Source organism: Cupriavidus sp. FW305-26, from assembly GCF_058787975.1.
Genome location: NZ_JBYTAH010000021.1, coordinates 29,968 through 54,888, shown reverse-complemented (window position 1 = coordinate 54,888; position 24,921 = coordinate 29,968). Strand labels below are relative to the sequence as shown.

The 24,921-nt window shown below is 68.2% G+C and carries 21 protein-coding genes and 1 pseudogene; 11 read left to right on the top strand and 11 right to left on the bottom strand.

Annotated features, from left to right (window positions below):
* Window positions 1–87: 87 nt before the first annotated feature.
* Window positions 88–1,023, bottom strand: coding sequence for a LysR family transcriptional regulator (locus AC3WQZ_RS14125; RefSeq protein WP_011617016.1), 936 nt, complete (start codon window positions 1,021–1,023; stop codon window positions 88–90).
* A gap of 388 nt (window positions 1,024–1,411) precedes the next feature.
* Between AC3WQZ_RS14125 and AC3WQZ_RS14120 the strand changes: the two genes are divergently transcribed.
* The 8 genes from AC3WQZ_RS14120 to AC3WQZ_RS14085 all read left to right on the top strand — a co-directional run bounded on the left by AC3WQZ_RS14120 (window position 1,412) and on the right by AC3WQZ_RS14085 (window position 10,967).
* Window positions 1,412–2,377 carry an alpha/beta hydrolase gene (locus tag AC3WQZ_RS14120; RefSeq protein WP_058697030.1) on the top strand — a complete coding sequence of 322 codons (966 nt, stop codon included), beginning with the start codon at window positions 1,412–1,414 and terminating at the stop codon, window positions 2,375–2,377.
* A 183-nt stretch (window positions 2,378–2,560) separates the two neighbouring features.
* On the top strand, window positions 2,561–3,802 hold the full coding sequence (locus AC3WQZ_RS14115; RefSeq protein WP_011617018.1) for an efflux RND transporter periplasmic adaptor subunit: 1,242 nt from the start codon (window positions 2,561–2,563) through the stop codon (window positions 3,800–3,802).
* A 194-nt stretch (window positions 3,803–3,996) separates the two neighbouring features.
* Window positions 3,997–7,182, top strand: coding sequence for an efflux RND transporter permease subunit (locus tag AC3WQZ_RS14110; RefSeq protein ID WP_439672648.1), 3,186 nt, complete (start codon window positions 3,997–3,999; stop codon window positions 7,180–7,182).
* 11 nt (window positions 7,183–7,193) lie between these two features.
* Entirely contained in the window at window positions 7,194–8,726 is a 1,533-nt protein-coding gene (locus tag AC3WQZ_RS14105) for an efflux transporter outer membrane subunit (protein ID WP_037025558.1), read from the top strand.
* A 104-nt stretch (window positions 8,727–8,830) separates the two neighbouring features.
* A complete protein-coding gene (locus AC3WQZ_RS14100) occupies window positions 8,831–9,394 on the top strand; it encodes an SRPBCC family protein (protein ID WP_010812460.1) in 564 nt (187 codons plus the stop codon).
* A gap of 77 nt (window positions 9,395–9,471) precedes the next feature.
* Window positions 9,472–9,951: a YbhB/YbcL family Raf kinase inhibitor-like protein gene (locus AC3WQZ_RS14095; RefSeq protein ID WP_010812461.1), complete on the top strand. Its 480-nt coding sequence runs from the start codon at window positions 9,472–9,474 to the stop codon at window positions 9,949–9,951.
* Window positions 9,952–9,976: 25 nt separating this feature from the next.
* Window positions 9,977–10,408 (top strand): hypothetical protein, encoded by a 432-nt coding sequence (locus tag AC3WQZ_RS14090; protein WP_011617020.1) that lies wholly within the window; start codon window positions 9,977–9,979, stop codon window positions 10,406–10,408.
* Window positions 10,409–10,499: 91 nt separating this feature from the next.
* Window positions 10,500–10,967, top strand: coding sequence for a DUF2127 domain-containing protein (locus AC3WQZ_RS14085; protein WP_011617021.1), 468 nt, complete (start codon window positions 10,500–10,502; stop codon window positions 10,965–10,967).
* On the opposite strand, the gene AC3WQZ_RS14080 is transcribed toward AC3WQZ_RS14085, so the two are convergent.
* The gene (locus AC3WQZ_RS14080; protein WP_492297872.1) at window positions 10,919–12,727 is read right to left on the bottom strand and encodes an ExeM/NucH family extracellular endonuclease; all 1,809 of its coding nucleotides are present in this window, start codon (window positions 12,725–12,727) and stop codon (window positions 10,919–10,921) included. The genes AC3WQZ_RS14085 and AC3WQZ_RS14080 overlap by 49 nt on opposite strands.
* A gap of 146 nt (window positions 12,728–12,873) precedes the next feature.
* On the opposite strand from AC3WQZ_RS14080, the gene AC3WQZ_RS14075 reads away from it, so the two are divergent.
* On the top strand, window positions 12,874–13,164 hold the full coding sequence (locus AC3WQZ_RS14075) for an antibiotic biosynthesis monooxygenase family protein (RefSeq protein WP_010812465.1): 291 nt from the start codon (window positions 12,874–12,876) through the stop codon (window positions 13,162–13,164).
* A 9-nt stretch (window positions 13,165–13,173) separates the two neighbouring features.
* On the top strand, window positions 13,174–13,812 hold the full coding sequence (locus AC3WQZ_RS14070; RefSeq protein WP_010812466.1) for a CDP-alcohol phosphatidyltransferase family protein: 639 nt from the start codon (window positions 13,174–13,176) through the stop codon (window positions 13,810–13,812).
* A 42-nt stretch (window positions 13,813–13,854) separates the two neighbouring features.
* On the opposite strand, the gene AC3WQZ_RS14065 is transcribed toward AC3WQZ_RS14070, so the two are convergent.
* From AC3WQZ_RS14065 to AC3WQZ_RS14030, 8 genes and pseudogenes are all read right to left on the bottom strand, one after another.
* Window positions 13,855–15,348, bottom strand: coding sequence for an N-acyl-D-amino-acid deacylase family protein (locus AC3WQZ_RS14065; RefSeq protein ID WP_011617024.1), 1,494 nt, complete (start codon window positions 15,346–15,348; stop codon window positions 13,855–13,857).
* Between the two features lie 31 nt (window positions 15,349–15,379).
* Window positions 15,380–16,372, bottom strand: coding sequence for an ABC transporter ATP-binding protein (locus tag AC3WQZ_RS14060; protein ID WP_492300752.1), 993 nt, complete (start codon window positions 16,370–16,372; stop codon window positions 15,380–15,382).
* Window positions 16,369–17,417, bottom strand: a pseudogene (locus AC3WQZ_RS14055) (ABC transporter ATP-binding protein). The gene AC3WQZ_RS14060 and the pseudogene AC3WQZ_RS14055 overlap by 4 nt, the downstream one beginning before the upstream one ends.
* Window positions 17,418–17,433: 16 nt before the next feature.
* The gene (locus AC3WQZ_RS14050; RefSeq protein ID WP_492300751.1) at window positions 17,434–18,327 is read right to left on the bottom strand and encodes an ABC transporter permease; all 894 of its coding nucleotides are present in this window, start codon (window positions 18,325–18,327) and stop codon (window positions 17,434–17,436) included.
* Window positions 18,328–18,354: 27 nt separating this feature from the next.
* Window positions 18,355–19,290: an ABC transporter permease gene (locus AC3WQZ_RS14045; RefSeq protein ID WP_439672652.1), complete on the bottom strand. Its 936-nt coding sequence runs from the start codon at window positions 19,288–19,290 to the stop codon at window positions 18,355–18,357.
* 34 nt (window positions 19,291–19,324) lie between these two features.
* A complete protein-coding gene (locus AC3WQZ_RS14040) occupies window positions 19,325–20,908 on the bottom strand; it encodes an ABC transporter substrate-binding protein (protein ID WP_492300750.1) in 1,584 nt (527 codons plus the stop codon).
* Between the two features lie 60 nt (window positions 20,909–20,968).
* The gene (locus tag AC3WQZ_RS14035) at window positions 20,969–22,423 is read right to left on the bottom strand and encodes a M81 family metallopeptidase (protein WP_439669941.1); all 1,455 of its coding nucleotides are present in this window, start codon (window positions 22,421–22,423) and stop codon (window positions 20,969–20,971) included.
* Between the two features lie 51 nt (window positions 22,424–22,474).
* Window positions 22,475–23,641, bottom strand: a complete 1,167-nt coding sequence (locus tag AC3WQZ_RS14030) for an NAD(P)/FAD-dependent oxidoreductase (protein WP_439669942.1) — start codon at window positions 23,639–23,641, stop codon at window positions 22,475–22,477.
* 187 nt (window positions 23,642–23,828) lie between these two features.
* On the opposite strand from AC3WQZ_RS14030, the gene AC3WQZ_RS14025 reads away from it, so the two are divergent.
* On the top strand, window positions 23,829–24,566 hold the full coding sequence (locus AC3WQZ_RS14025) for a helix-turn-helix domain-containing protein (protein ID WP_011617030.1): 738 nt from the start codon (window positions 23,829–23,831) through the stop codon (window positions 24,564–24,566).
* Between the two features lie 133 nt (window positions 24,567–24,699).
* Here AC3WQZ_RS14025 and AC3WQZ_RS14020 read toward each other — a convergent pair whose 3' ends face one another.
* Window positions 24,700–24,867, bottom strand: coding sequence for a hypothetical protein (locus tag AC3WQZ_RS14020; RefSeq protein ID WP_161940220.1), 168 nt, complete (start codon window positions 24,865–24,867; stop codon window positions 24,700–24,702).
* Window positions 24,868–24,921 lie beyond the last annotated feature (54 nt).

Below are 24,921 nucleotides of genomic sequence, written 5' to 3'. Positions count from 1 at the left end.
CCGGTTTTGTCCTACATGCCGCACTAGACTGAGTGCACTAGTGTCCTGTTCCGTAGATACGGAACAGGACACTAGCCAATCACGCCATCAGGCTGCGGCTGCCAGCCGCTGCTGTGCCGCACCAAAGTGCGGGTGGCGCGAGAACAGGTCCGCTGCCCAGTTGACGAACACCCGCACCTTGGCCGACAGGTGCCGGTTCTGCGGATACATCGCCGAGATCGGCAGTTCTTCGGTCTGCCAGTCGGTCATGACCTCCACCAGCCGGCCGCTGGCCACATAGGGCTCGGCCATGGCGCGCGAGACCCGTGCCACGCCGTGGCCTTCCAGGGCGCAGCCCATGTAGACATCGGCATCGTTGGTGGAAATGGCCGACGGCAGCAGCACCTCGCTGCGCTCCATGCCGCGCGCCATGGGCCACGGCATCTCACGGCCGGTGCGGTTGGACAGGAAATTGACCGCCTTGTGCTGGGCCAGTTCGGCCAGGTCGTGCGGGGTGCCGAAGCGGTTCAGGTAGATCGGCGAGGCGTAGAACGCCAGTTGTACATGGCCGATGCGGCGGGCCACCATGGATTCCTCGACCGGCGTGCCCACGCGCAGCACCACGTCCACGCCTTCCTGCAGCAGGTCGATCGGCTTGCCGTTGATGGTCAGGTCCAGCTTCAGGTCCGGGTAGGCCTGGAAGAATTCGTGCAGGTGGGGCACCAGCACCAGCTGCGCCAGCCCCGCGGTGGTGTCCACCGACAGCGTGCCGCGTGGCGAGTTGTTCTGCCGCGTCAGCGACTGCTCGGCTTCCTCGACATCGGCCAGGATGCGCACGCACCGTTCGTAATAGGCCGCGCCGTCGTTGGTCACGCTGATGCGGCGCGTGGTCCGGTGCAGCAGCTTGACGCCCAGGTGGGTTTCCAGGTTCTGGATCAGGCGGGTCAGCGTGGCCTTGGGCAAGTCCATCGATTCCGCGGCGCGCGCAAAGCTGCCGACGTCCACGACCCGGGTGAATGCCTGCATTGATACGAGACGGTCCATGATGAGGTTCCGACGATAGATCCGAACGGCGTGCCGCGCGCGCTCGTGACGCACGTGGCCATGCTGGTTGTTGTTGTGGGGAGTCTGCCGGCTGGCTGGTACAGGGACTGCGCGCTGGCTGGGCGCGGGTTCCGGCATGGATTTCTGATCGGGCGCGCACCGGCCTGGCAGACCGCCGCGCGTGCCGAGAGCCGCAGTGAATCACAAAATCCAAGACCTTGTCATGCGTGGGGATATGCGGTTTCAGTGGCATGACGGGGCGGTTTGCGATTATTCCAATCCCGGAACAGTGCATTGGCGATCTCTCGCTTTATCCCATCCTCGTCAATCACCATAATCCGTTGCATCGCAACACTCAAGCGCATTGTTTCCGCCGTGCGCCAACGCCATGTCCGAGAAGCCAGGCCAACGCCCTGATGCAGCCAGCGCCGCCTCTGCCCCCACGGCAGCCGGGCAGGGGCAGGTGCGCGTGGCCGAGCATACGGTGACCAGTGACGGGCGCGAGATCCTGGTTCGGGTGTGCTACCCGGCGGGCTATCCGGCGCCGGGCGCCGAGGGCGCCGCGCTGCTGCCCTGGCTGGTGTACCTGCATGCCGGCGGCTTCGTCGAAGGCGGCCTGGAACACGCATGCCATCTGGTGCAGGACCTGGCCACCACGGTGCCGGCGGTGGTGGTAACGCCGGCGTATTCGCTGGCGCCGGACCATCCGTTCCCGGCGGCGCCGGAGGACGCGCACAGCACGGTGCAGTGGGTGCTGCGCAATGCCCGGCGGCTGAAGCTGGACAAGACCCGCTTTGCGCTGGTGGGCGAGGAGGCCGGGGGCAACCTGGCGATCGCGCTGGCGCAGATGCTGCGCGACCGCGGTACCGCGCAACCGCGCGGGCAATGGCTGATCCGCCCGGTGACGGACCCGTGCCTGCAGCATGCGTCCTGCGCGGGGTTCGACGGCGGGCAGGTGCCGATGGACACCCTGCGGCGCCTGGCCGACAACTATCGCGATTACCTGCCGACGCCGGCGGATACGGTGCATCCGTATGCCGCCCCGGCGCTGGCCTCGCGCCTGGCCGGGCTGCCGCCCACGCTGGTCCAGGTGGCTGAATACGACGCGCTGCGTGCCGAAGGCGAAGCCTTCGCCGGGCGCCTGGCCAAGGCCGGTGTGCCCGCCCAGGCCATGATCATGCCCGGCGCCTGCGGCGACGGCGTGGAAGAGGCCCATGACAGCTGTCAGGCATGGGTCGACGAAGGTGCGCGGTTCCTGCGGCGATGTCTGGCCGCGGCCGACGATACCTCATCCCTGACTGAACGCCGCGCTGACGCCAACGCCAGCCGGCCTGGAGCCAAGCCCGCCGGCTGAGCCGCTCCAGACAACCGCCAGCCGGCTCTGTTTCGGCCAGAGCCAGGACCGCCGCGACACGCAAGCGGTCCTAAGTCCGACCATCAGTTTGGCCATGGTCCCGGTCCGCCCACGCGGACCGGCAGGCGGCGTTCGGCCATTTGCTTTTCCGGTTGAAGAAAACCCGATCCAGGAGTTTGAGAAATGCAGCAGCAGAAACGACGTACTTTGATTGCCCTCGCCATCGTCGTGGTGCTGGGCGCCGGCGTGGCCGGCTCGATCTTGCGCCCGTGGCATGGCGGCGAAGCCCATGCCAACACCCCGCCGCCCGCGCCGGCGATTGAAGTGGCCGCCGTGGTCGGCCAGACCATCACCGAGTGGGATGAGTTCTCCGGACGGGTCGAGGCCGTGGAGCGCGTCGAGATCCGCCCGCGCGTCGGCGGCACCATTGACGCCGTGCACTTCCGCGAGGGCGCGCTGGTGAAGAAGGGCGACCCGCTCTTCACGATTGACCCGCGTCCTTATGCCGCGGAAGTCGCCCGTGCCGACGCCGCGCTGGGCGCGGCGCAGGTGCGCGCCGCCCATGCGCAGAGCGAACAGACGCGCGCCCAGCGGCTGCTGGACGACAACGCGATCTCGAAGCGCGAGTTCGACGAGCGCATCAACGCGGCCCGCGAAACCAGTGCCAACGTGCGGGCTGCCCAGGCGCAGCTGGAAACCGCACGCCTGAACCTGGCCTACACCCGCATCACCGCGCCGGTCGCCGGGCGCGTGTCGCGCGCCGAGATCACCGTCGGCAACCTGGTGGCTGCGGGCACGGGCTCGCCGGCCCTGACCACGGTGGTGTCGGTGTCGCCGATCTATGCCAGTTTCGAGATCGACGAGCAGAGCTACCTGCGCTACACCGCGCCGGGTGCCGGCGGTGGCCAGCCCAACCTGCCGGTCTACCTGGGCCTGGCCAACGAGGACGGCAATCCGCATGAGGGCAAGATCCAGTCGGTCGACAACCGCCTGGACCCGCGCAGCGGCACCATCCGCGTGCGCGCGGTGTTCCAGAACGAAGACGGGCGCCTGCTGCCGGGACTGTACGCCAAGGTCAAGCTGGGCGGCGGCGCGCCGCATGCGGCGGTGCTGGTCAATGACCGCGCCATCGGCACCGACCAGGGCAAGAAGTTCGTGCTGGTGGTCGACAAGACCAACAAGCTGGTCTACCGCGAAGTGGAACTGGGGCCTAACCATGACGGCCTGCGCGTGGTGCGCAAGGGCCTGAAGCCGGGCGAGACCATCGTCGTCAATGGCCTGCAGCGCGTGCGGCCGGGCGACACGGTCCAGCCCAAGCCGGTGGCGATGGCCTTCCGCAGCGAACTGGAACCACGCGGCACTACGCCTGACCGCAAGCAGGCTGCGAGCGAGAAGGGCGAAGCCGACGTGAAGCCGGTGAGCTGAGTCATGCGAGCCGATGGTTTGCTCCCCTCTCCCGCTGAGGGGAGAGGGAGCCGGCCTGAGCGATGTTTGATTCCGTCGCTTATGGTAACCACGTGAACCCGCACACCCAGCGCCCCTAGTTTTTTTCGCTCCCAAAGCAGTTGATGGTGCCCGCCATGGCGGGCCGCCAGGGGAGCGTTTTTGCAGAGACCAAGATGAATCTCTCTAAATTTTTTATCGACCGCCCCATCTTCGCGGGGGTGCTGTCGGTGCTGATCTTCCTGATTGGCGCCATATCGATGTTCAAGCTACCGATCTCGGAGTACCCGGAAGTGGTGCCGCCGTCGGTGGTCGTGCGCGCGCAGTTTCCGGGCGCCAACCCCAAGGTGATTGCCGAGACCGTCGCTTCGCCGCTGGAAGAGCAGATCAACGGCGTCGAAGACATGCTGTACATGTCTTCGCAGTCCAACAGCGACGGCCTGCTCACGCTGACCGTGACCTTCAAGCTGGGCACCGACCCGGACAAGGCCCAGCAGCTGGTGCAGAACCGCGTCTCGCAGGCCGAGCCGCGCCTGCCGGAAGACGTGCGCCGGCTGGGCATCACCACGGTCAAGAGCTCGCCGGACCTGACCATGGTGGTCCACCTGGTCTCGCCCAACGACCGCTATGACATGACCTACCTGCGCAACTACGCGGTGATCAACGTCAAGGACCGGCTGGCGCGCCTGCAGGGCGTGGGCCAGGTGCAGCTGTTCGGCTCGGGCGACTACGCCATGCGCGTCTGGCTCAATCCGGAGAAGATGGCCGAGCGCCAGCTCGCCACCAGCGACGTGGTCAGGGCCATCCGCGAGCAGAACGTGCAGGTGGCGGCCGGCGTGATCGGCCAGTCGCCGGCGCTGCCGGGCGCGGACCTGCAGCTGTCGGTCAATGCGCAGGGCCGCCTGAGCACGGTGGAGGAGTTCGGCGATATCGTCGTGCGCACTTCCGCAGACGGTGCCGTCACGTACCTGAAGGACGTTGCCCGCATCGAGCTGGGCGCGTCTGAGTACGCACTGCGCTCGCTGCTGGACAACAAGCCGGCGGTGGCCATTCCCATCTTCCAGGCGCCGGGCTCCAACGCCATCCAGATCTCGGATGACGTGCGCAAGACCATGGAAGAGCTCAAGCAGAACTTCCCGGACGGCATCGACTACAGCATCGTCTATGACCCCACGCAGTTCGTGCGCCACTCCATCGAGGCGGTGACGCATACGCTGTTCGAGGCCATCGCGCTGGTGGTGCTGGTGGTGATCCTGTTCCTGCAGACCTGGCGCGCGTCGATCATCCCGCTGCTGGCGGTGCCGGTGTCGATCGTCGGTACCTTCGGGCTGATGCATGCGTTCGGCTTCTCGATCAACGCGCTGTCGCTGTTCGGGCTGGTGCTGGCCATCGGTATCGTGGTCGATGATGCGATCGTGGTGGTGGAAAACGTCGAGCGCAATATCGAAGAGGGGCTGACGCCGAAGGAGGCCACCTACAAGGCCATGCGCGAAGTCAGCGGCCCCATCATCGCCATCGCGCTGACGCTGATCGCCGTGTTCGTGCCGCTGGCCTTCATGACGGGCCTGACCGGCCAGTTCTACAAGCAGTTCGCGCTGACCATCTCGATCTCGACCATCATCTCGGCGTTCAACTCGCTGACGCTGTCGCCGGCGCTGTCGGCACTGCTGCTCAGGAGCCATGACGCGCCCAAGGACTGGTTGTCGCGCTGGATGGACCGCGTGTTCGGCGGTTTCTTCAAGCGCTTCAACCGCTTCTTCGGCCGCAGCGCTGAAAGCTATGGCCGTGGGGTGAAGGGCGTGATCCGCCGCAAGGGCTCGGTATTCGGGGTCTACGCGGTGATGCTGGCGCTGACCTGGGGCGTGTTCCAGCTGGTGCCCAAGGGCTTTGTGCCGGCGCAGGACAAGCAGTACCTGGTGGGCTTTGCCAAGCTGCCGGACGGCGCCACGCTGGACCGCACCGAGGACGTGATCCGCAAGATGAGCGATATCGCGCTCAAGCATCCGGGCGTGGAATCGGCGGTGGCCTTCCCGGGCCTGTCGATCAACGGCTTCACCAACAGCCCCAGCGCCGGCATCGTCTTCGCCACGCTCAAGCCGTTCGAGGAGCGCAAGACCAAGGAGCTGTCCGGCGCGGCGATCGCGGCCGACCTGAACCAGAAGTACGCGGCCGTTCAGGATGCCTTTATCGCGGTGTTCCCGCCGCCGCCTGTGCAGGGCCTGGGCACCATCGGCGGTTTCAAGCTGATGATCGAGGATCGTGCGGCGCTGGGCTATGACGCGCTGTTCGAGGCCACCAACGCGTTTGCCAACAAGGCGCGCGCCACGCCCGAGCTGACCGGCATCTTCAGCAACTACCAGGTCAACGTGCCGCAGCTCGACGTCAAGCTGGACCGCGTCAAGGCCAAGCAGCTGGGCGTGCCGGTGACCGAGGTGTTCGACACGCTGCAGACCTACCTGGGCTCGGCCTATGTCAACGACTTCAACAAGTTCGGCCGGACCTACCAGGTCAAGGTGCAGGCAGACGCGCCGTTCCGCGCCCATGCCGAGGACATCCTGCAGCTGAAGACGCGCAACGCCGCCGGCGACATGGTGCCGCTGTCGTCGCTGGTGCAGGTCAAGCAGGGCTTTGGTCCGGACAGCGTGGTGCGCTACAACGGCTTTACCGCCGCCGACATGAACGGCGGGCCCGCGCCCGGGTTCTCGTCGGGCCAGGCCCAGGCCGCGGCCGAGCGCATTGCCGCCGAGACCCTGCCCAAGGGCATGAAGTTCGAATGGACCGAGCTGACCTACCAGGACATCCTGGCCGGCAATGCGGGGGTGTGGATCTTCCCGCTGTGCGTGCTGCTGGTGTTCCTGGTGCTGGCTGCCCAGTACGAAAGCCTGACGCTGCCGCTGGCGGTGATCCTGATCGTGCCGATGAGCCTGCTGGCGGCGATGACCGGGGTGTGGCTGACGCAGGGCGACAACAACATCTTCACGCAGATCGGCTTCATCGTGCTGGTGGGCTTGTCAGCGAAGAACGCGATCCTGATCGTGGAGTTTGCGCGCGAACTGGAGCATCACGGCCGCACCGTGGTGCAGGCCGCGATCGAAGCCAGCCGCCTGCGCCTGCGCCCGATCCTGATGACCTCGTTCGCTTTCATCATGGGCGTGGTGCCGCTGGTGATCTCCACCGGCGCCGGCTCCGAGATGCGCCATGCCATGGGCGTGGCAGTGTTCGCGGGCATGCTCGGCGTGACCTTCTTCGGGCTGTTCCTGACGCCGGTGTTCTATGTGGCGCTGCGCCTGCTGGCCACGCGCGGCCAGCGCCGCGCGGCCACGCAAGAGCAGGGCGCGCAACTGACGGCATCGGCTGAATAATGGTGATCAACATGAATGCCCCTGCATTTTCGACAACAAATTGGCTGCCTAAGCTGGCGACCCTGGCGGCAGCGCTGATCCTTGCGGGCTGCTCGCTGGCCCCGACCTACAAGGTGCCCGAAACGGCCACCGTGCCGGCCTTCAAGGAGGCCGAGGCCGCCCAGGCCGAAGGCGCGCAATGGAAGACCGCGACGCCGGCCGAAGGCCAGCATCGCGGCGACTGGTGGAAGATCTTTGGCGATGCCGAACTGGACCGCCTGATCGACGCGGCTGGCAGCTCCAACCAGGATCTGGCGATTGCCGCTGCCCGCCTGAAGCAGGCGCGGGCCTTCACGGGTGCCACTGAGGCGGATCTGTACCCGCAACTGAGCGTGGGGCTGGACCCGACACGCGCGCAGCCGTCGGCGGCCTCGCAAGGCTTGCCTGACGGCACGCGGGTGCCGCCGCAGACGGTGCTGAAGGCGCGCGCGTTCGCCAGCTATGAGCTCGACCTGTTCGGCCGCGTCGCGTCCAGCGTCAACGCCGCCCGGGCTGAAGGCGAGGCCGCGGAGGACCTGTACCGCTCGGTGCAGCTGGCGCTGCAGGCCGACGTGGCGCAGGCGTACTTCGCGCTGCGCACGCTGGACAGCGAGCGCGACCTGCTCAATGCCACCATCAAACTGCGCGAGGATGCGCTGTCATTGCTGAAGAAGCGCTATGACGCCGGCGAGACCACCGACCTGGATCCCGCCCGTGCCGAAGCTGAACTCGGCACCGCGCGCGCGGACCTGGCCGGCATCGAACGCCGCCGCGCCAACCAGGAGCATGCGCTGGCGGTGCTGACCGGCGTGCCGCCGGCGGCATTCTCGCTGCCGGCGCGCCCGTTCGACGCGGCGCCGATCGCGATTCCCGCCGGGTTGCCGTCCGAGCTGCTGGAGCGCCGCCCCGACATCGCCGCGGCGGAACGCCAGATGGCCGCGGCCAACGCGCGCATCGGCGTGGCCAAGGCGGCGTTCTTCCCGCGCATCACGCTGACGGGGCTGTTCGGCTTTGAATCGGCGGACCTGTCGAACCTGTTCAAGTGGTCGTCGCGCACCTGGGCGCTGGGGCCGCTGATCGGCTCCACCATCGCACAGACCGTGTTCGATGGCGGCCGCAACAGCGCCAACCTCGCCGGTGCCCGTGCCGCGCACGAGGAATCCGTGGCCGGCTACCGGCAGACCGTGCTGGTGGCGTTCCGCGAGGTGGAAGACAGCCTGGCGGACGTGCGCTGGCTCAGCCAGCAGGCCGGCGCGCTGGACGGCGCACTTGGCGGCGCCCGGCGCGCGGCGCGGATCTCGCGTAGCCGCTACGATGCCGGCGCGGTCGATTACCTGACGGTGATCGATGCCGACCGTACCGTGCTGCAGTCGCAGCGCGAGGCCAACCAGGTGGCAGGCCTGCGCGCTGCGGCAACGGTGTCGCTGATCCGCCGGCTGGGCGGCGGCTGGGGCCCGCTGCCGGAGACGGTGGCGGCCGTGCCGGCGCCGGCGGCCGAGGGCGCGCCGGCATCCCAGGCCCGCTAAGCAGCGCGGGACTGGCGCGATGCTTCCCAGTCACTACACTGGAAGCATCGCGCCATGCGTACACGATGCACGGGGGCGCCCCGGATGCATCCTGTCCCGCCGCCATGCTTGTTCGACACAGGAAACCGTTCTGGGGACTGATCTTCGCCGCGATCACCGTGGGCATGCTGCTGGCGCCGCTGCCATGGTCCGACCGCACCGCCATCCATGACGAGGTGGTGATTGCGCGCCCGCCAGCGCAGGTGTTCGACTACGTGTCCACGCCGCTGCACTGGCCCAAGTGGCATCCGGCCTCGCTCGGCGTGGCGGGAGCGACCGACCATCCGCTGGGGCAGGGCGAGCGCGTGACCGAGACCTTCATGGTGGCGCAGCGCGGTGGCGCGGTGGTCTGGACCGTCATCGAAAGCCAGCGGCCGCGCACATGGTCGATCGAAGGCGTGGCCGAAGGGCGCAGGGTCGGCACCATCACCTACCGGCTTACGCCCGCCATGACGCCGTCGCTGACCCCGTCGGCCGAACGCACGCGCATTGAGCGGGAATTCCGCTACCGGTCGCCTACGCTGCTCTTTGCCCTGATCAACCGCCTGACGCTGCGCGAGCGCGTCCAGGCCGAGTCCACCGAAGCCGTGCGCCGGCTCAAGGCGCTGCTGGAGACGCAGCCGCCATAGCGCGCGGCGACGCCTTGCGTGGGACACCGATCCGGCCTAAGTTGGAGCCATCCCTCAGTGCGTCCAGCGAGGCCCGTATGCCGTTCCAGCTGCAATCGACCGCATTCGCCCCGGGTGGCGAGATTCCCGCAGAGCACACCTGCGAAGGCGCCGATATTTCCCCGCCGCTTGCCTGGACCGGCCTGCCGCCCGGCACGGCCAGCCTGGCGCTGATCGTCGACGACCCCGACGCACCCGACCCCGCCGCGCCGAAAATGACCTGGGTCCACTGGCTGCTCTATAACCTGCCGTCCCATGCCGAGGCGCTGCCGGCGGATATCGGCAAGGCCGGGCTGCCCGCGGGCACGCGCGACGGGCTGAACGACTGGCACCGCGCTGGTTATGGCGGCCCGTGTCCGCCGATCGGGCGGCACCGCTACTTCTTCAAGCTGTATGCGCTGGACGTGGCGTTGCCGGACCTGGGGATGCCTGACAAGGAGGCGCTGGAGCGGGCGATGCGGGGCCATATCCTGGCCACCGCAGAGTTGATCGGCACTTACCAGAAGCTGCAGCGCTAGGCGCGGTGCGGCCGGAGGCTACGTCATGTCGTACCGAATGCTCCGCCTTGATGTTCGTTGGCCGTGGTGGCGGCTGGCGGCGGCCGGGGCGCTGTCACTGCTGGCCGTGGCCGGCCCGCTGCGTGCCCAGCCGCATGAATCCGGCCCGATCACCATCGGCGGTTCGGCGCAGGTGCAGGGGCCGCTGACGGTGCACGGCAAGCTGGTTGTCGCCGGCCACGTCTATGCCAGCGGCCCGCTCACCGCCGCGTATTTCACCGGGCCAGCCACCGCACGGGGGCTGCCGTACGGCGGCGGCTATCTCAAGGTCTTCAACGGCCCGGTGACGGTGCATGGCGACATGGTGGTCAGGGGCGACCTGAGCGTGGCCGGCCCGCTGACCGTGGACGGCCCCATTGCCGCCAGCGGCGGCATCGATGCCGACGGGCCCATGCGCGAGCGCGAATACGGGCGCTGACAGCGCGCACCGGCGCCACGCAATGCCGGCATTGCCTGCCGGTGTTGCACAATACCGGCTTTGCAATTCTTGCATCGACCGGGGACACCGCATGGCAAAGCAGGGCGCAATGGGGCTGAGAGGTATCGCATTGTTCGAGGCCGCCAAGGGCTTGCTGGTGATCGTGGCCGGCCTGGGCCTGGCCGCACTGCTGCACCGCGACGCCCAGGCGCTCGCGGAAGCCATCATCCAGCGCCTGCATGTCAATCCGGCCAGCCGCTATCCCACCATCTTCCTGTCCTTGCTTGCGCATCCCGACAACGCCCGCCTGTGGGCAATCGGCGGCTCTGCCGTGGTCTATACGCTGATGCGCTTTGCCGAAGCGTACGGGCTCTGGCGCGGGCTTGCATGGGGCAACTGGATCGGGGTGTGGTCCGGCGGCATCTACATTCCGCTGGAACTGTACGAGGCCCTGGTCCACCCCAGCTGGCTGCATGGCACGCTGGCGGCAGCCAACCTGCTGGTGGTGCTTTACCTGGCGCGGGGGCTGCTGGCGAAGTCGACCACCAGGGGGTCGTGATCCGATGAACGGTAGGGGCCGGGCGCGTAGTGGCCCGGCACCGCAGGCGCACCCGGCGCCGGGGCGTAGGAGAAGGCCGGAGGCTCGTCGGCATTGATATGCCAGGCATGCACGGCCATGACATGGCGGGCCGCGGCGGCATCGGCAAGCACATGATCGAGATAGCCCGCCTGGCCGTTGTAGACGTAGCTGTACGCCGGCTTCCCGGCGAATTCCGCGACCATGTCGGCATAGCCGCGGCGCGCCAGCACGCGCACGGGGTCTTCCATCGCATAGCTGTTCAGGTCGCCGATCACCAGCACGCCCGCGCCGGCCACGCCCGTCGGCGTTGTGCCCAGCCATTCGGCCAGCGCCTGGGCTGCCTGCACGCGCGCGGGATTCCAGCAACCCTGGCCATCACCCTGGTCGGCTTGCGCGCCGGTGGCCTCGGTGCACGTCTTGGACTTGAAATGATTGACCACGACCGTGACCGGCGTGCCGCCAGCCGCCGCGCGGAAGGTGCCGGCCAGCGGCTGGCGGCTGCGCTCGCCCAGCCAGGTGGTGGCCGCGCGCCCGGCGGGCACGGCGGTGCGGGCGTTGTACAGCAGGCCGACAGCGATGGCATCGCTGCCAAGCGCCGGCGTGCCGGGATCGAGCACGCGCCAGTCCGGCCCCAGCCGCGTGGCCAGCTGGCGGATCGCGCTGTACTGGCCGTAGCCGTCGTTTTCTACCTCCATCACGCCGATCACGTCCGCATCCAGTCCCCGCAGCGCGGCGAGCAGCCTGGCTTCCTGGCGTGCCAGCGCCGCGGCGTCCTGCGCGCCGCGGTTGCCGGGGGCATCGAAACCGCCGCCCTGGCCGTCACCATTGAAGTAGTTCTGCAGGTTGAAGGCGGCCACGCGCAGCGTGGTGGCCGGATGCCGCGGCGGGGCACCGCGGCGCGGGTTGGTGGCCTGGAATACCGGCGCGCTCGCTCCGGGCACCGGCTGCAGGCGCCACTGCCCGTGGCGTTTTTCCAGCACGCCCTGCACGCCGCTGACCGTGTCTCCGGCCCGCACCGGGTGGTCCGCGGCCAGGCGCGGTGGCGGGTAGGGCACCACGGCGGGATACTGCCGCGTCGAGCCATCGTCAAGCAACAGCCGGTTGCGGGCGTTGGCGGCGGCGGCTTGCCGCGCGGCCGTTCCCGGCAGTGCCTGTTGCGTCGGCGCGATGGGCCGGCCGTCGCTCAGCGCCAGAGTGCCATAGCGACCAAGCTCATGGGTATCGGCAACCGTCAGCGTCTGGGGCAGGCGCACCAGCATGCCTTCACGCGCGGCAAGATCGGATTCGCCCGCGACCGGCAAGGCCAGCGTCTGCGGCGTCACCGCCATGCTGCGTGCGCACACCGCCAGCGCACCGGACAGCACCAGCTGCGTCTGCCCGAATTTCTCTTCGACCCTTCCGGACACGCGCACCATGTCGCCGGCGCGCGCCGTGGTGCGTGGCGCATAAACAAACAGGCCTTCCGACACGCCGGGCCGGTGCAGGCGTTGCGCGTCCGCGGTCTGCAGGAAGAAGCCGCGCAGGCTGCCATCGCCGCTGAAGGCCGCGGTGACGACTGCCTCTACCTCCACCACGCTGCCCGCGAGCGGCGACGCCGCCGCGGCACCCTGGATCTCGGCGATCGACGTCGCCGGCGTGCCGCATGGTTGCGATGCAGCATGCGCGCCCGCCAGGCAGGTCAAGGCGAGGGCGGGCAAGACGGCCCGGGCGAGGTGGCGCTTGCGCAGGGACATTCGCATGGTGTTATCGGCAGGTAGTGGCAGGGTGGACGATGCTAACCGCCGCGTGTAACGGAATGCTTGCAGCAGGCATGTGGCCCCGCGATCGTGCTAAGGTAGCAGACACCCGCCGGTGCCCCGGCATCTACTCCATTGGTAAAACCGTCATGATCAAGGAAATCGCACAACTCACCATCAAGCCCGGCATGGACAAGCAACTGGAGCAGGGCGTGAGCCAGGCCACGCCGCTGTTCCTGCGCTCGCGCGGCTGCCACGGCGTGCAGCTGTTCCGCTCGATCGAGCAGCCGGAACAATACACGCTAGTGGTGGAATGGGAGACGGTGGACGACCATATGGTCCATTTCCGCGAATCGCCCGAGTTCCAGCAATGGCGCGCCCTGGTCGGTGAAACCTTTGCCGCGCCGCCTGACGTGCACCACGTGGCCAAGGTCCTGTAAGCGCACGCCATGAGCACCCGGCCGGAACGTCCCCGCCATTTCTCGATGCTGCGCGAGCTGCAGCTGGCCGATGTCTTTACGCTGGGCAATGCGGCCTGCGGCATGGGGTCGGTGTTCTTCGCCATGTTCTACGTGGCCGACCAGCAGTTGTCGCATTTCTACACGGCGGCGGCATTGGCGCCGCTGGCCTTTATTTTCGACGTGCTTGACGGCCGCATCGCGCGCTGGCGCCATGCGCATTCGGCGCTGGGGCGCGAACTGGATTCGCTGGCCGACGTGATCTCGTTCGGCGTCGGGCCGGCCACGCTGGCCTTTGCCGCCGGCATGCGCGGCGGCTGGGACCTGGCCGTGCTGATCTACTTTGTCTGCTGCGGTGTCAGCCGGCTGGCGCGCTTCAACGTCACCGCCGAATCCCTGGCCGAGGGCAGCGACAGCGGCAAGGTCGCCTACTTCGAAGGCACGCCGATCCCGACCAGCGTGCTGCTGACCGCGGTGCTGGCATGGTGCGCCTGGCAAGGCCAGCTTGGCGGCGAACTGCCGGGCGGCGCGTGGGTGCTGGGCCCGGCGGTGCTGCATCCGCTGGCGCTGCTGTTCGCGCTGTCGGGCACGCTGATGGTCAGCAAGACGCTGCGCATTCCCAAGTTCTGAGCCGCCGGCGGCTTCGCTTCTGGCGGCCCCTTGCTGCGGGCCTCAGGCAGGCGCCGCATTTCCCGCCTCGGGACCTGCTGGCCGCGTGATGACCTGCCCGTCGCGGGCCCCGCTGTGCGCGCCGTGCTGCCAGGTAATGGTGCCGTTGACGATCACGGTGTCGATGCCTTCGGCTGGCCGGGTGGGGGTTTCGTAACTGGCGGCATCGCGCACGTTGGCCGCATCGAAAACGACGATGTCGGCATGGTTGCCCACGGTAAGCGTGCCGCGCCGGTGCAGGCCGAAGTTGCGCGCCGTCAGTCCGGTCATTTTCCAGACCGCCGTCTCCAGCGGGAACAGGCCGACCTCGCGGCAGTAGTGCCCCAGTACGCGCGGGAAGGTGCCCCACAGGCGCGGATGCGGGCTGGCGCCGACGGGGATGCCGTCGGAGCCGATCATGGTTTCGTCGAAGGCAAGGATGCGCTGGACATCGTCCTCGTCCATCTGGAAGTAGATCGCGGTGCCAGGCTGCAGGCGGCGCGCCGCTTCGTCCTTGGGCACGCCCCATTCCCTGGCGATGTCGTCGAGATCGCGGCCCGCGCATTCGGGGTGCGGTTCGCTGGCGGCGATCAGCACCCGGCCGTCGAGCATGCCGCGGTCAGTGCGGATCATGGTGGAGCCGGCCGTGTACGGGTAGCAGTCGAGCGACACGCACTGGTGCTTCATGGCCTCGCGGATAAAGGGCAGGGTTACCTGGCTCTTGCCAAAATTGGCCTGCCTCTGCACCTTGTGGTGCGACACCACCACCGGCACGTCGAGCTCTCGGCCGATGCGGAAGGTCTCATCGAGCGAGGCCATGACGTGGTCGGACTCGTCGCGCATATGGGTGACGTAGAGCGCCTTGCGCACACTGAGCGGCCGGCAGACTTCGATGATCTCCTCGGTCGTCGCCATGGCGGCGGGCGGGTAGAAGGTGCCGGTCGACAGGCCGATCGCGCCGGCCTGCATGGCCTCCTCGACCAGCGCCTGCATGGCGGCGATCTCCTTGGCATCGGCTGGCCGGTCCAGCGCCGCCATGGTGACCGCGCGCAAGGTCGAATGCCCGACCATGGCGGCTACATTGACCGAGCTCGGCATGGTACGCAGCGCGTCGAGGTAGGCGGCGAAGGTGGTGAAGCGGCCTTGCGCCGGTGTGTCGATCAGGCTCAGCGGCATCGGCAGATCCATGTCGGCGCGCAGCGGCGCGGCGCTGATGCCGCAGTTGCCGGCGATCACGGTGGTGACGCCCTGCGAGACTTTGAACGGCATGGTGGGTTGCGACAGCACCGCCTGGTCATCATGCGTGTGCGCGTCGATGAAGCCTGGGGCGACGATCAGGTCCGTTGCATCCAGCACGCGGTCGGCCGTGTGCCCGGCGAGGTCGCCGATCGCAGCGATGCAGCCGTCGCGCACGCCGATATCGGCGCTGAAGCGGGGTGCCTTGCTGCCATCGATCACGGTGCCGCCGGCGATCAGCAGGTCATAGTGCGGGGCGTGTGCAGAGGTGGGGTCGGACATGGGATTCCTTTCCTGGACTGGAGCGTGGCGGTCAGCGGAAATGGCAGGCCACGTGGTGGATGCCGGTGGCGGAGGGACGTTCGGTCAGCAAGGGGGCCTGCTCCTTGCAGCGGGCTTGCGCATGCGGGCAGCGCGTGTGGAAGCGGCAGCCTGCCGGCGGATTGGCCGGGCTGGGCGGATCGCCCTGCAGCAGCAGGCGCCGCGCGGGCCTGCGCGGGTCGGGCACCGGCACGGCGGACAGCAGGATCTCGGTATAGGGGTGGCGCGGCGCCGAGAACAAGGTGTCGCGGTCGGCCAGTTCGACGATCTGGCCGAGGTACATCACGGCGACCCGGTGGCTGATATGGCGCACCACGGCCAGGTCGTGCGCGACGAACAGGTAGGCGATGCCGAACTCGGCCTGCAGGTCCATCAGCAGGTTGACCACCTGCGCCTGGACGGAAACATCGAGCGCCGATACCGGCTCGTCGCAGGCGATCAGCTTCGGGTTGAGTGCCAGCGCGCGCGCGATGCCCAGCCGCTGGCGCTGGCCGCCGGAGAACTCGTGCGGGAACTTGCGCACGGCTTCGGGCCGCAGGCCGACCTTGCTGAACAGCCATTGCACGCGCTCGTTGCGCTCGGCACGCGACTGCAGGCCGAAGTTGCGCAGCGGCTCGCCCACGATCTCGCCCGCCGTCAGCCGCGGGCTGAGCGAGGCATAGGGGTCCTGGAAGATGATCTGCAGGTCGCGCCGGCGCTGCCGCATGGCGCTTGCCGGCAGGCCCAGCAGTTCCTCGCCGTCGAGCTGCACCGAGCCTGAAGTCGGCTCGATCAGGCGCAGCACCGACTTGGCAGTGGTGGTCTTGCCGCAGCCGGATTCGCCGACCAGCGATAGCGTCTCGCCGTGCTCCACGGTGAAGGACACGCCGTCCACAGCCTGGATCGGCGGGCTGCCCGGTGCCAGCCAGCGCCGCGGTGCGAGGTAGTGTTTCTTCAGGCGGTCGACCTTGAGCAGGGGCGCTGGCGTGGCGGAGATTGTGCTCATGCGATGGCTTCCTGGGCTTGCGGGTTGCATTCGATGCGGCCTTCCTCGACGGCGAAGCAGGCCACCGCATGGTCGCCACCGTGGCGTGTGAGCTGCGGCAGCTCGCGCGCGCAGCGCGCGTTGGCATGCGCGCAGCGTGCCGCGAAGGCACAACCGCGCCGCGCTTCCTGTGGCGAGGGCACCAGGCCGGGGATTTCGGCCAGGCGGCGGCTGGTGTTCATCGACGGCATCGATGCCATCAGCGCGCGGGAGTAGGGGTGCAGCGGGCGGTCGAACAACTCAGTGACGCTGGCTTCCTCGACCTTGAGCCCGGCGTACATCACGATCACGCGGTCGCAGCATTCGGCCACCACGCCCAGGTCGTGCGTGATCATCACCACGCCCATGCCCAGTTCCTGCTGCAGGCGGCGGATCAGGTCCAGGATCTGCGCCTGGATGGTCACGTCGAGCGCCGTGGTGGGTTCGTCGGCGATCAGCACCTCGGGATTGCAGGCCAGCGCCCCCCCATCACGCGCTGGCGCATGCCGCCCGAAAGCTGGTGCGGATACTCGTTGACGCGGCGTTCGGGCTCTGGGATCTGCACCAGCCGCAGCATTTCCACCGCGCGCCTGAGCGCCTCGGAGCGGCTCGCGCCCTGGTGCAGCTGCACGGTTTCGCCAATCTGGCGGCCGATCGTCAGCACCGGGTTCAGCGAGGTCATCGGTTCCTGGAAGATCATCGAGACGCGATTGCCGCGGATGCGGCGCATCTCGCGTTCGCTGAGCTGCAACAGGTCCGTGCCGCGCAGCCGCACAGCGCCGCGGATGCGTGCCGGCGGCGTGGGCAGCAGCCGCATGATGGACAGCGCCGTCACGCTCTTGCCGCAGCCTGACTCGCCCACCACGCCGAGCGTCTGGCCGGCACGCACGGTGTACGAGACGCCGTTGACCGAGCGGGCCGGCCCGGTGAGCGTGTCGAAATGCGTATGGAGGTCCTCCACTTCGAGCAGCGGCTCGCCCGTGGCCGGCCTGACATGGGACATCGCGCGCGACATCGTGATGGTCATGGTTGCGCTCCCGGATTCAGAGTTGCCGCGCCAGGCGCGGATCGAGCGCGTCGCGCAGGCCGTCGCCGAGCAGGTTGATGGCCAGCACCGTCGCGGCCAGCAGGATGCCCGGGTACAGGATGATGTGGAAGGCCACGGCCACGAAATTGCGCCCCTCGGCCATCATGTTGCCCCAGCTCGGCATCTGGGCCGGCACGCCGACGCCGAGGAACGACAGCGCGGCTTCCGTGAGCACGGCGGTGGCGGCCACGAAAGTGGCCTGCACGATCAGCGGCGCCACCATATTGGGCACCACGTGGCGCACCAGGATCACCGGCAGGCGGGTGCCGACCGCATGCGCCGCCTCGACGTAGAGCTGCTCGCGCAGGGTCAGCGCCAGCGAGCGCACCAGCCGCACCACGCGCGGGACCTCGGGTATGGCGATGGCGATGATCACCGCGCCCAGGCTGGCCTGCGTGACGGCCATCAGCGCGATCGCCAGCAGGATGCCCGGGATTGCCATCAGGCCGTCCATCACGCGCATCACCAGGGAGTCCGCCCGGCGCACGAAGCCTGCGACCAGGCCCAGCAACACGCCGGACACGGTTGCCAGCAGCCCGACCGACAGGCCCACGATCATGGAGACGCGGCTGCCCCAGACCGCGCGGCTGAATACGTCGCGGCCGAGCGCGTCGGTGCCGAACCAGTGCTCGGTCGATGGCGGCTGCATGCGCGCCAGCGGGTCGATGTCCTGCGGGTCGACGGTGGCAATCCAGGGCGCGCCGAGGGAGAACACGGCGATCACCGCCAGCAACAGCGCGCCCAGGATCAGCGTGGGGTGCTTGCGCGCCCAGTGCCAGCGCGGCAGCACGAAAGGCGCATGGTCGGGTGCCGGTACGGCAGGTTCGTTCGCGGGCAGGGAAGTGGTCATGTCAGCGGTGTCTCGCGGCGAAAGCCATCAGTACTTGATGCGCGGATCGAACAGCCGGTAGCTGAGGTCGATCATCAGGTTGATCAGCACGTAGACCCCGGCGGAGACCAGCAGCACGCTCTGGATCACCGGGTAGTCGTGGCGCTGCACCGAGTCGACCACCAGGCGGCCGACACCCGGGATCGCAAACACGGTCTCGGTCACGACCACGCCGCCGATCAGCAGCGCGATGCCCATGCCGACGGTGGTGGCGATCGGGATCGCCGCGTTGCGCAGCGCGTGGCCCAGCACCGGCAGCACGCCCAGGCCCTTGGCGCGCGCAGTGCGGATGTAGTCCTCATGCAGCACTTCCAGCACGGTGGCGCGCGTCATGCGCGTCACCAGCGCGATATAGACCAGCGCCAGGTTGACGCAGGGCAGCACCAGGCTGCGCAGCCATGCGCCGGCGCCGTCGGCGAGGCGCGCATAGCCCTGCACCGGGAACCACGGCAACTGGATGGCAAAGGCGTAGACCAGCAGGTAGCCCACCAGGAACACCGGCAGCGAGAATGCCAGCACCGCGAACAGCATTACCAGCCGGTCGACCCAGCTGCCGGCGCGGTACGCGGCCAGCGTTCCCAGTGGCACCGCGACCAGCAAGGTCAGCAGCATGGTCAGCGCGGCGACAGAGATGGTCGGCTCCAGCCGCTGTGCCAGCAACTGCGCCACCGGCACCTGGGTGAAGATGGAGGTGCCGAGGTCGCCGGTGGCGAGCCGGCCGAGCCACAGCAAGAACTGCCGCCACAGCGGCTGGTCCAGCCCCAGCACGCCGCGCAGCCTGGCGATGTCGTCAACGGTCGCGAGGTCGCCTGCGATCAGCGCCGCCGGATCGCCCGGCGACAAGTGGATCAGCAGGAAGACCACCACGGCCACCACTGCCATCACGGGCAGCGTCGCGGCCAGGCGTCTGAGCAGGTAGCCCATTGTCGTGTTTCCCCCGGTGGTTCGTGCTTCGTGGTTATTTGTCGAGCATCCAGACCGTGGGCATGCCGGCCCACATCTTGTCGATGCCCTTGAGGCTGGCACGCGCCGCGAACGCCGACGAGTACTGGCCGGCGTTCACATAGGGCACCGCCTCATAGGCGCGCTTCTGGAAGGCATCGAGCAGTTCCTTGCGCTTGGCGGGCACGGTCTCGCGGACCCAGGCCGTGCGCAGTGCGTCGAGCGGCTTGTCGCAGGGCCAGCCGGGCAGGCTGGTGCCGCAGGGGGCGCTGAGGTAGGCATTGGTAATCGGGGAATCGGCATCGAACTCGCCCGCGACGGTCACGTACATATTCCAGCCCCCGGCCTCGGGCGCATCCCGCTTGGCGCGGCGCGCGCCGATGGAGGCCCAGTCCATGTTCTGCATGTCGACGTTCATGCCCATGCTGCGCATGGTCTGTGCCGCCATCAGGGCTTCAGCGTTGAGCTGGGGAATGTCGGTCGGCACCAGCAGCACCACCTTTTCGCCCTTGTAGCCCGCCGCACCCAGCAACTGCCTGGCACGCGCCGGATCGGCCTTGCGGTACGGTTCGGCGCCGGCAGCGGTATCGTTGGGGCCGCCGCAGATGAAGAAGGTGGCGCAGTAGTTGATGCGCATGTCGAGCGGATAGCCCATGGCCGCGGTGAAGCGTTCCTGGCTGACCGCCTGCAGGAAGGCCTGGCGCACTTTCGGGTTGTTGAATGGCGGATGCAGCTGGTTCATCACCAGCACGCCCTGGTAGGCGCCGCCCGAGCCGATCTTGATGCTGGCGTCGCCGCGCAGCGGGGTGATGTAGTCCGGCGGTACCTGTTCGATCAGGTCGACCTCGCCGCGCTTGAGCGCCGCGATGGCGCTGTTGGCGTCCGGCAGGTAGAGCCATTCGACGCGGTCCACGCGGGGCTGCTTGCTGCCGGCGAGGCCGCTCGCGGGCTCGCTGCGTGCCACGTAGTGCGGGTTGCGCACGAACACCGCCTTGTTGCCCGGCACCCATTCGTCGCGCTTGAAGATGAAGGGGCCGGAGCCCAGCACCTCGGGCAGCGGCGCGGTGGTGGGCATCCTGGCCAGGCGCTCCGGCAGGATCACCGGGGGAAAGCCCGAGGGCTTGGCCAGCGCATCGAGCACCATGCCAAAGGGCTCCTTGAGCGTCAGCGTGAACGTGCGCGCGTCGACCGCCTTCCACTCGGCGCCGGCTTCGCCCATGGCTCGGCCCAGGCTGTCGCGCGCGCCCCAGCGCTGCAGCGAGGCGATCGCGTCGGCCGAGGTAACCGCGCTGCCATCCGAGAACTTCAGGCCGGGACGCAGCGTGAAGCTCCACTGCCGGCCATCCTTCGAGCTGCTGTACTTCTCGACCATCTGTGGTTGCGGCTTGCCCCTGGCATCCTGCGCGAACAGCGTGTCGTAGACCATGTAGCCGAAGTTGCGCGTGATGTAGGCCGTGGTGAAGGTCGGATCGAGGATCTTCAGGTCGGCATGCGCCACGACCTTGAGCGTCTTGGTCTGTGCCAGCACGGGAAGGCTGGCGCCTGCCAGGACCAGGGCGCCCGCCGCGAGCGCGGCGGACAGGGATCGGTTTGGTGTCATGTGCAGTCTCCGCATTCTTCGTTGTCGTTGTTGTCGTGATCGCAGCCAGGCGACCGGCGCTCAGGCCGCGGCGCTGTCCAGGGGCCACTTGGGCCGCTGGATCTTGCGATAGGGCAGGGTCGTGAGGTCAAGCGTGACGGCCCCCGGGGCGCCTGCGTAGATCACGTGCCTTGCCACTTTCGAGAAGGACGCGTAGAAGTGCTGCGAGGACTTGACCACGATGATCTGCTTGCGCGCCAGGTCACAGCCCAGCTGGGTGAACATGTCCGTGCCCATGGCCTGGTTGCGCAGCGTGTTCAGCACGATGTCGATGCCGTTGGCTTCCAGCAGCGCGCAGTCGCCCATCGGCACCGGCGCGTCGGACAGCCCGGTCATCACCATGTCGGGCAGCAGAGCCTTGACCGTGCAGTCCAGGTCCAACGGGTCGCCCGATAGCGGACTGATCTTGCCGCCGATGCGCATCCGCAGGCGTGCGCCCACGCCGGCATCGAAGGCGATGCGCACCGCGATCGGGTCCCACATCGGGCCGACCGCCGCATTGCCGATGCCGCGCTCGATCATGCGACGCAGGACAAAGGTGGAGTCGCTGGCTGCGCCGCCGCCGGGATTGTCGGCGCCGTCGGCCAGCACCACCGGCCCGCCGTCGCAGGCCAGCGCCTCGTCAAGCGAGGTGTCGATGTCCGGGTAGCGCACCGTGAGCCCGTCGCGCATGGCGATCAGTTCGTCGGCGAGTTGCCGCGCCAGCGCATCGGCCCTGGCCTGGTTGCCATCGACGTAGACCAGGACCTTGGTGCCCATCGCCGGCACATCGCCCCATGAAAACCCATGCGCCACCGAGATCGACAGCACGCCGTCGCGCCCTTCCAGCGACTGGATGCGGTCGATGAAGCCGCGCGCCGGCTCGCGCGAGGTGTGGACCGTGACGATCATGCTGCAATCGACCACCGCTGCCACCGGGCGAACCTTGCCTTCCACCGTGGCCGCGCACAGGTCGACCAGTTCCAGCGCGCGTTCCAGCACGTCGGTATGCGGGTATTCCTTGAAGGCGACCATCACGTCGGCGTATGCCGTCATCTCGGGCGTCAGGTGGCAGTGCGGGTCCAGCTCCGCGCCGATCACCACGTCCGGGCCGACGATGGCGCGCACACGCTGCAGCAGGTCGCCCTCGCAGTCGTCATAGCCATCGGCCACCATCGCGCCGTGCAGGCCGAGCAGCACCATGTCCACCGGCAGCGCCGCGCGCAGGTCGGCCAATAGTTCCTCGCGCAGGGTTTCGTAGGCATGGCGGGTGGTGGTGCCGCTGGGCTGCGCGCCGGCCACCATGCCTTCGCACAGCTGCCAGCCGCGCTCCTTGCCGCGGATCCGTGCTGCCCACAGCGGCCCTGAGAAAAACGTCATCTGGTCAGGATGCTGGCCGGCCGCGAAGTAGCCGCGATCCCTGAAGGACGCCAGGCCGGTGGGCATCGGCGCAAAGGTGTTGGTTTCGGTAGCGAGGGAGGCACTGAAGACACGCACGATGGTTGGCTCCTGGTCAGTCGGGGATTAGCGGTTGGGGGAAAGCGCGATTCAGGCCGAGGCGGCCAGGCGGCGCAGGCGCCCCGGCCCAAGCATCCCGGCGCTCAGGCCGAACGAAGCAGGATGCGCCGGCACCGGCAGGCCGCGCGCCAGCGCGGCACAGGTCTCGCCCATGGCCGCCGAGGTCTGGATGCCGTAGCCGCCCTGGCCCGCCACCCAGAAGAAGCCCGGCACGGCGTCGTCGAACCCGCCCACCAGGTCGCCGTCGGCGACGAAGGAGCGCAGCCCGGCCCAGGTGCGCGCAGGGCGGCGGATCCTGAGCGAGGTCGCGGTCTCGATGCGGTCGATGGCGAGCGCGATATCCATTTCCTCGGGCTGGACGTCCTGTGGCTCGACCGGGTCGGCATTGGCCGGGGAGCCCAGCAACATGCCGGCATCGGGCTTGATGTACCAGTCCTCGTCGGCGCCGAAGACCATGGGCCAGCCGCTGGTGTCCATATCCGCGGGCGGAGCAAAGACGAAGGCAGAGCGGCGGCGGGGTTCAATCCCCAGCGGCTGCACGCCGGCCAGCCGCGCGATGACGTCGGCCCAGGCGCCGGCGGCGTTGAGTACCACCGGTGCCGCATATACCGCCCCGCCAGCCTCCACGCGCCAGTGGTCCCGCACGCGTGCCATGGCCGTGACTTCGGCATCGCACACCAGCTTGCCGCCGGCCTGGCGCATGCCGCGCAGGTAGCCCTGGTGGATCGCGTCCACATCCATGTCCGCGGCGCCGGGCTCATAAACGCCGCCGATCACTTGCTCCGCGCGCAGCGCTGGTACGCGCTCGCACGCTTGCGCGGCACTCAGCAGGCGGGCGTCGGGATCGACGGCGCGCACCACGTCCCAGTGCGCGTCAAGCAAATGCTGTTGCCCGGGGCCGGCGACCATCAGCGCGCCGCGCGGCGTGAGCAGCGGGTGCGAGGCAAAACCCGGCGGCGGATCCTGCAGGAAGGCGCGGCTTGCCATCGTCAGCGCGCGGACCTGCGTGGTGCCGTAGCTTTCCATGAACAACGCCGCCGAGCGGCCGGTCGAGTGGTAGCCAGGCTGGGCTTCGCGTTCGAGCAGGATGACGCGGCCATGGGGCGCGAGCCAGTACGCGACGGAAGCACCGGCAATGCCGCCTCCGATGATGAGATAGTCGGCTGGAATCGGTGAGGCAGCGTGAGTCGGGTGCATGGATCAGGTGGCAGGAGAGCGCCTGCGGGGCGCTCATGCATTCGGAATGGGAGTGAGTGTAGGCAAGAATTTGCGTATATGCAAATTGCGGATACGCAAATCTTGCGCTAAGGTGGGCGGCAAGGGGATAAGCCTTGGCGCGGTCTGCTCTGTTAGCATTCCGTCCAACGGAAAAAAGGACGCAGGCTTGAAACCACACACCGCCCAGGGGCGCGGCAGCGGCATCGGGACCGATGACGGCGAGTCGCGCACGCTCGACCGTGAAACCTTTGGCAAGCGCCTGCGCGCGGCGCGCAAGGCCTTTGGCTGGACGCTGGCGCACCTCGCCGAACTGTCGGGAGTCTCGATCACCACCATCTCGCGCGCGGAGCGCGGGCAACTGGCGCTGGGCTACGAGAATTTTGCCGCGCTGGGCCAGGCGCTGCAGATGGACATGGGCTCGATGTTCGCGGGTGCCGGCACGAAGACGTCACCGTTCCAGGGGCCGGTCGTGACCCGGGCCGGCGCGGGCGTGACCTACCGGGGATCGTCGCTGACCTATGAGTTTCTTGGCACAGAGGCCGTCGGCAAGCAGATGAGCCCGGTGGTCGGTACCGTGCATGCGCGCCGCATCGAGGGCCCCGGTGACTTCTCGCGCCATCCCGGCGAGGAGTTTGTCTATGTGCTCAGCGGCGAGATCGAAATCCATTTCGACAACGGCGAGAAGCTGCACCTGGCGCGGGGCGATGCGCTGTATTTCGATGCCCGCATGGGCCACGCCTACATCAGCGTAAGCCGGCAGCTCGCCCGGATCGTGGGTGTGACCACCAGCGAAAGCAACTTGATGAAGTCGGCCCAGGCGGCGAAGCCGGAGGCGGTGCCAAAACGGGCCGTCGGGCGCACGCAGGGGAAAGCCGCCGCGACCAGGGGCAAGGGCAAAGGCTGAAGGGGGAGGAACCCGCGCTTTCAGGTTCCGAGGTGAAACATTGCTTGCGGAGCCACGCGTGGCCGTGGATACGGCATGGGGTCGGTGTTCTTCGCCATGTTCTTCGTGGCCGACCAGCAGCTGTCGCATTTCTTTACGGCGGCGGCGCGGCTTGCATGCCGTTGCGAGCAGGCTGTCCCTGGTGAATTCGGTTTTTTTGAATTCTGGCTTCATTTTTCTTGAAGAGCAAAATCAGAATCGCCTGATTTATTTTTTCGACAGCACCATTTTTACTATCCATCTTGAGTTGCAGCGCCGTCATTCAATGACCGCCGCAGCGACAGCGTGCCGCGAGACGCAGCGTATCCAGTCACTA